Annotated in this window: 9 protein-coding genes; all 9 read left to right on the plus strand. The window is 55.6% G+C overall.

Translation table 11 applies throughout. The features are described 5' to 3' along the window. On the plus strand, positions 1-808 hold an 808-nt coding region (locus H7A76_RS32065), incomplete at its 5' end, for a replication protein (RefSeq protein ID WP_312026280.1). Further along, on the plus strand, positions 805-2202 hold the full coding sequence (locus tag H7A76_RS32070; protein WP_185702223.1) for a DnaB-like helicase C-terminal domain-containing protein: 1398 nt from the start codon (positions 805-807) through the stop codon (positions 2200-2202). The genes H7A76_RS32065 and H7A76_RS32070, both read left to right, overlap by 4 nt. After that, positions 2202-2405 (plus strand): hypothetical protein, encoded by a 204-nt coding sequence (locus H7A76_RS32075; protein ID WP_185702224.1) that lies wholly within the window; start codon positions 2202-2204, stop codon positions 2403-2405. The genes H7A76_RS32070 and H7A76_RS32075 overlap by 1 nt, the downstream gene beginning before the upstream one ends. Beyond that, positions 2405-2695 (plus strand): hypothetical protein, encoded by a 291-nt coding sequence (locus H7A76_RS32080; protein ID WP_185702225.1) that lies wholly within the window; start codon positions 2405-2407, stop codon positions 2693-2695. The genes H7A76_RS32075 and H7A76_RS32080 overlap by 1 nt, the downstream gene beginning before the upstream one ends. Next, on the plus strand, positions 2692-2886 hold the full coding sequence (locus H7A76_RS32085; RefSeq protein ID WP_185701955.1) for a hypothetical protein: 195 nt from the start codon (positions 2692-2694) through the stop codon (positions 2884-2886). The genes H7A76_RS32080 and H7A76_RS32085 overlap by 4 nt, the downstream gene beginning before the upstream one ends. Further along, complete coding sequence (locus H7A76_RS32090; protein ID WP_185701956.1) at positions 2883-3110, plus strand: hypothetical protein; 228 nt, start codon at positions 2883-2885, stop codon at positions 3108-3110. The genes H7A76_RS32085 and H7A76_RS32090 overlap by 4 nt, the downstream gene beginning before the upstream one ends. Continuing rightward, positions 3107-3712: a hypothetical protein gene (locus H7A76_RS32095; protein ID WP_185702226.1), complete on the plus strand. Its 606-nt coding sequence runs from the start codon at positions 3107-3109 to the stop codon at positions 3710-3712. The genes H7A76_RS32090 and H7A76_RS32095 overlap by 4 nt, the downstream gene beginning before the upstream one ends. After that, positions 3709-4179 carry a hypothetical protein gene (locus tag H7A76_RS32100; protein WP_185702227.1) on the plus strand — a complete coding sequence of 157 codons (471 nt, stop codon included), beginning with the start codon at positions 3709-3711 and terminating at the stop codon, positions 4177-4179. Before H7A76_RS32095 ends, H7A76_RS32100 begins: the two co-directional genes overlap by 4 nt. Continuing rightward, positions 4176-4757, plus strand: coding sequence for a recombination protein NinG (locus H7A76_RS32105; RefSeq protein WP_185702228.1), 582 nt, complete (start codon positions 4176-4178; stop codon positions 4755-4757). Before H7A76_RS32100 ends, H7A76_RS32105 begins: the two co-directional genes overlap by 4 nt. Positions 4758-4875: the final 118 nt, after the last annotated feature.

Raw genomic sequence — 4875 nt, forward strand, 5'->3', positions numbered from 1 at the left:
ACGCAATACCGGGGGGTTTACCCGGATGGACAACGATCTGTATGAAGCGTTGATTGCAGCAGACCTTTCGGCGAGAGAGCTGCGGGTAGCACTTGCTGTCCATCGCTTGACTGCTGGATACAACCAGGAAGCCGTGAAGGTAGCGGCCCTTTACATCGCCAAGATGATGTATCAGGACGATGAGAAGGCCAATGCAGAGCGTGCAAACGTGTCTCGGGCAATCAACTCCCTGATCCGTCAGCGTGTTCTTTTTCGCAATGGAGGTAGCCGAGATCCAATCACGTTCTTACCTGTTTCTGAGTGGAAAATCGACCATAAATCCACCGTGTCGAAATCTACACAGTGTGTAGAAAAGACGCTTGCCACTGTGTCGAAAATTACACACATAAAAGACATAAATACAAATCTTACTGCTAACGCAGTTGTCGCCGCTGACGCTTCGACCGGTAAAGTTTTGGAATCTGGAGCGGAAGAGCGGGGAGCCTCAGAACCTGATCAACCAGATGAGCCCAAAGCTGATCGCATCCCGTACAGCCGCATTGCTGAAATCTACAACTCCGTGTGCGGTGAAACCCTTCCGAAGTGCTTGAAGCTCAACGACAAGCGCAAGCGCCTGATCAAGGGCTGCTGGAATCTGGAAATCAATGGCATCCACCCGTTCCGCAGGGGGGATTTCTGGACTGCGTACTTCACCGATTGCCTGAACAACAAGCACTGGACTGGTGACAACGACCGTGGCTGGACAGCCGATCTTGAGTTTCTTACCCGCCAGGACAAAGTCCTAAAGGTCCTGGAGGCTCAGCAATGATCAACACTCGACCTCTCGTTGCCGAAGAAGCCGAATTCGGCGTTGTAGGCGCCCTGATGCACGACCCAAATTTGATTGAGTCTATCGGTGCCCAGGTTTCCCCTCACCATTTCTACGATCCTGATGCAGCTGAACTGTACGGCATGATTCTTGGTGCTCGCTCTGCAGGGCGTCCAATCGATCCTGTTTCCCTGTCTGATATTCGCTTTGAGCTCAAAAGCGGCGAGCTAACCATTCCTCGAGCCTCTGAGATCATGCTCTCTGTTCCTTCCGTGGCAAACGTGAAGGAGTATGCGCGCATCGTCGTAGAGCGCTTCAAAGCACGCCAGATTAGCGAGATGGGGCAGTCGATCATCGATATGGCGTATCAAGCGCGACCAATCGCAGGGATCATCGCAGATGTCCAGCAGGCCGCTCTATCTCTGAATAGCGATGACGATGAGCCAGACGTGATCACCTTGTCGGAAGCGCTTGGCCCAGTTATCGATGAAATGGATGAACGCTTCAATGGTAAGGGTATCAATGGACTTTCTACGGGGCTTGCTGACCTCGACAACCTCGTCCAAGGTTTGCGTGGATCGCATGTAGTCATCATTGCTGGTCGACCTGGCACTGGCAAAACTACCCTGGGCCTAGGAATTGCCGAGCATCTGACTATCCGCAATGGGAAGTCAGCGCTGGTTTTCTCGCTAGAGATGTCTGGCAAGGAGCTTTCTAAGCGCAGCTTGGCTTCTTCATCCACCGTAACCCTTAGCAACATCGACACTGGTAAGGCGATGGGAGATGGGGAGCAAATACAGAAAATCACATGCGCTGTAAGCAAGATGCGCGATGCCGATCTACGGATCTGCCAGAAGGGCGGATTACCCTTGAGTCGTATCCGCAATATCGCCAGATTCCAGCATAAAGCTAAGCCTGTTGATTTGGTTGTGATCGATTACATCGGCCTGATCGCTCCAGAAGCTGGAAGCCGACAGCAGAACCGAAACCTTGAGCTCGGCGCAATCAGCCGCGGTATCAAGGCTATGGCAAAGGAACTGAATGTCCCTGTCATTGTTCTTGCTCAGCTCAACCGCAGCATCGAGACGCGCACTACCAAGAAGCCACAAATGTCCGACCTGCGCGACTCAGGCGAGATTGAGCAGGACGCTGACATCATCATGATCGCCCATCGCGATGCTGATTCTGAACTCGGCAAAAGCGGGGTTACAGAAATTGATGTTGTGAAACACCGCCATTCCTCAACAGGGCATTGCCTTCTGCAACACCAGGGGGAATTCGCCCGCTTTGCCAACTACGCCGGAACACGCGAACAACAGCAGGCTGCAGCTCAGCCGACGCGTCGTTCCTCTCGTTCCATGCTCGACGACTTCAAGCCAGGGGGTTCCTTCTGATGCTTACCAATGCAGATTTGAAAGGCCTTCTTGAGGCAGAAATTTCTCTTCGTCTGAACACTGACGGTACCCGTGAAGAAATGCAGGCCTGGGTCGATTCGGTAAGCGCGCTTCGCAAGGCTGTGCCCGATTGGTCCAAGACCATGTTGGGGCTGATCAATGATCTGGAATGCGCCGGGCAGCCGGCCGGGAAGAAGCACTGATGGACACCAACAAGATGCGCGAGCAGTTCGAGGAATGGCTCAAGGAAGTTTGGCCGAAGGCTTTAACCATCAAGTACAACAGCGGCGATTACCGAAGTGAAACTGTCCAGCAGTCTTGGGTGTCCTGGCAGGCCTCCCGCGAGGCCGTGGTGGTTGAGCTTCCTCCAAAGATCAGTGCGCACAACAAAACAGCTAACGGATACGTGCGACCAGAGGCAGAACACTATGACGAAGCCATTGACGACTGCCGTGAAGCCATCGAGGCCCAGGGCCTGAGGGTGAAGCCATGAGCCGATATCCATACACAGAGGCCTACGACGCCCTGCGCGCTCTCACCGAATGGAAGCCAGGCCAAGGGGTTACCTTCAGCCGCTCTGAGGCTGCCCAGGTGTGTCAGTACATCGCTGATGCGCTCGGCATGGACAAAGAAGAACTGGTCAAGAGGATTGCCGATTATCGAGCGCTGGAGGCTGGGATATGAGCGTATGTCCGAAATGTTTAGGCCAAGAAATAGTGGTTGCTTTCGTACCAGCCAACGCACTGATCAACCATTCCGGCCGCACCAAGATCGAAACAGAATTCGTAACCTCCAGCCAATACGAGTTTTTCTGGCAGCACAAAGCGGCAAAGGATCATCTGAAAAAGCACTGCAGAACTTGCCAATTTTCATGGCGCCAAGCCACTGCTGACGAGGTGAAGCCATGACCATCGACAAAGAGAAGCTGAAGGCGTTGGCTGAGCGCGCCATTGCCAACAACCATCCTGGTGGCGGCGGCAACCCTTTCCCTGCTCTTGCCGTTCGCGCAGCCGATGTCCTGACCCTGCTCGCGGAGATCGAGCGGCTGGAAGTCGACAACGGCAGCATGCGCGGCAGCACCAAGCGCATGGGCGAGGACGCATCCAGGGCGCAGAAGCAGGCCCGCAAGTCGCAGCGTGAAATAGACCACCTCAAGGCCGAGATAGAACATCTGACCGAATCTCGTGATGAAGCTCGCGAACTTCGCGACAAAATTGGTGATCGCTATGACGAAGCCATGGCCGAACTCGCCGGCCTTCGCACCGGCTTCGATGCTCAGAACGAGATAATCGCGCAGCTCAAAGCAGAGAGAGAGGCGCTGCGCTCAACCTGCGCCCGGGCCCAAGCCTGCATGGATCGCTGGGCCGGTGGACATGCGTTCGATGCTGATGGCCCTGGCGGCCGTATTCGTGACGAACTCTACGATGCATACAGGCCAGATGCGCGGGAAGGAATTGCGAAGCTTCACGAATTCATCGACGCAGCCATGAGCAAGGGAGAGCAGTCATGACCGACAAGATCAGCGTGAACAGCTCCTCAAAGCTCGCTGAGGCCATCAACGCCCTGACAGCCATGTACCGCCAAAGCAAGTTCGTGGTGGTCTCGATGCGCCCGGGCAAGGACCGCACATTGGACCAGAACGCCCTGTGGTTCGCCCTGTACCAGCGCATCGCCCAAATGACTCCGATCGGGGATGTTGAAGACGCTCGTCGGTACTGCAAATTGCACTTCGGCGTTCCGATCATGCGCAGCTCAGACGCCGACTTCCGCGACGGCTGGAACCGGATGTTCCTGCACCTGCAGTACGAACAGAAGCTTGAACTCATGGGCCCGTGCTCGATCTTCGGCCCGGACGGATTCCCGGTGACTCGGCTATTCAACCGTGCCCAGGGTATCGCTTACACAGACCGTATTGTGTCTGAGTTCTCGAGCAAGGGCGTCGTGTTCACTGATCTGCTTGGGGAGCAAGCAGCATGAGCCTCACTGCCAAGATACCCAAGCCCAAGACCTGCAAGAACCCAGCATGCGGGGCCTCATTCGTCCCGCAGCGCTTTGCTCAGTCCGTATGCAGCCCGAAGTGTGGCCTAGCCATCAAGGATGTAAACCAGGAAAAGGCGCGCAAGTCGCTGGCCGAAGTAGGGCGCAAGGAGCTGAGAGCTGCCAAGGAGCGTGTTAAGCCACGGTCGCAATACATGCGTGAGGCCCAGGCAGCGTTTAACGCCTGGGTGCGCGAGAGAGACGCCAAGCTTCCTTGCATCAGCTGCGGTCGCCACCATCAGGGCAAGTACGACGCCGGCCATTACCGTACAGTTGGAAGCAACCCCGCGCTGCGCTTCGAACCCCTCAACTGCCACAAGCAATGCGTCCCATGCAACCAGCATAAGTCCGGCGACATCGTGAACTACCGAATCAATCTCGTTCAGCGGATCGGCGTCGAGGCGGTCGAGTGGCTAGAGGGTCCGCATGAGCCGAAGAAATACACGATCGAAGATCTCAAGGCGATCACCGCCGAGTACCGGGCAAAGACAAGAGAACTCAAGAGGGCAGCAGCATGACTGAAAACGGATGCGGCAAGCGCTGCCCAGACTGCGGCGAACCAATGACCAATCTTCCAAGCCTGAACATGCGCCAGTGCGCCACCGGCTGCAAAGAACGCTTCGACTGGCATCTAGA

Source organism: Pseudomonas sp. MSSRFD41 (genome assembly GCF_014230245.1).
Classification (GTDB): domain Bacteria; phylum Pseudomonadota; class Gammaproteobacteria; order Pseudomonadales; family Pseudomonadaceae; genus Aquipseudomonas; species Aquipseudomonas piscis.